Below are 1,005 nucleotides of genomic sequence, written 5' to 3' on the forward strand. Positions count from 1 at the left end.
AACTGAGTCTAAAGGAGAACCTTCTGAACCACAAGATGGGTTTGTTTACGATGCCTACATTAGTTATGTGGATAAAGAACCGGATGCAACTTGGGTTTGGGAAACTTTAGTAGCAAAATTAGAAGATGCTGAACTAAAAATTGCTACTCCAGAAGACGCAATTCTTGGTGTACCTCGTGTCGTAAATATTCAAAACATGGTTGAACAATCTAAACGTACTGTCCTTGTTTTATCAGATGCTTATTTAGAAGATAATTGGGCTGGTTTTGAAAACATATTGGGGCAAACCTTGGGACTTAAGGAAGGCAAGTATCGACTTATTGTCCTCAAAATTTCAGAATTTGATGATCAGCAGATACCTTCTCGTTTGGGAATATTCGACCCTGTAAAATTATTTGTTCATCCTCGTAGAGCAACATCAGGATTGACTCGTTTAATAGAAGAGTTGCGATCGCCTTTACGAGAGCGATGAAATTCTATATCAACAGCTAATACTACTTCAAAACAATTAACAGTTTTATGAATGAAGCACCATTATCTTACAAGTACGATCTTTTTATATCTTACGCAGAAGCAAATAGAGATTGGGTAAAAGGATTTTTGTTACCACCATTAGACAGTGCTGAAGTTAAATATGTCGAACCAGAAAATTTGTCTCCAGGAGTACCTTTTATCCAAGAATTGGAATTATTTGTCAGAGAAAGTAAGTATGTTTTACTAATTATTTCAGATGCTTATCTAATTGATGACCTTAATAAGTTTACTGATATTCTTGCTCAAAGCCATGGAATAGAAAATAGAGATTGGTCTGTAATTCCACTGCTTTTAGAGCAGGTTCAGTTGCCTCAGATGCCTTCAAGATTAAAAATGTTAACGCCTTTGGATGCTACTGATGAAACCAAGTGGCAGCCAGCTGTAGATCGTCTCTGCAAATACCTAAACCGTCCTGTACTCGAACCACCTCCAAAACCAGAGTGTCCTTATCCGGGGATAAAAACTTTTGAA

General features: G+C 37.0%; 2 protein-coding genes. Both read left to right on the forward strand.

The features are described from left to right. On the forward strand, positions 1-472 hold a 472-nt coding region (locus F6K40_RS40540), incomplete at its 5' end, for a toll/interleukin-1 receptor domain-containing protein (protein ID WP_293146081.1). Between the two features lie 47 nt (positions 473-519). Then, positions 520-1,005: toll/interleukin-1 receptor domain-containing protein (locus F6K40_RS40545; RefSeq protein WP_293146083.1), on the forward strand; the 486-nt coding region annotated here is incomplete at its 3' end.

It is taken from the genome of Okeania sp. SIO3I5, assembly GCF_010672085.1.
GTDB lineage: Bacteria > Cyanobacteriota > Cyanobacteriia > Cyanobacteriales > Microcoleaceae > Trichodesmium.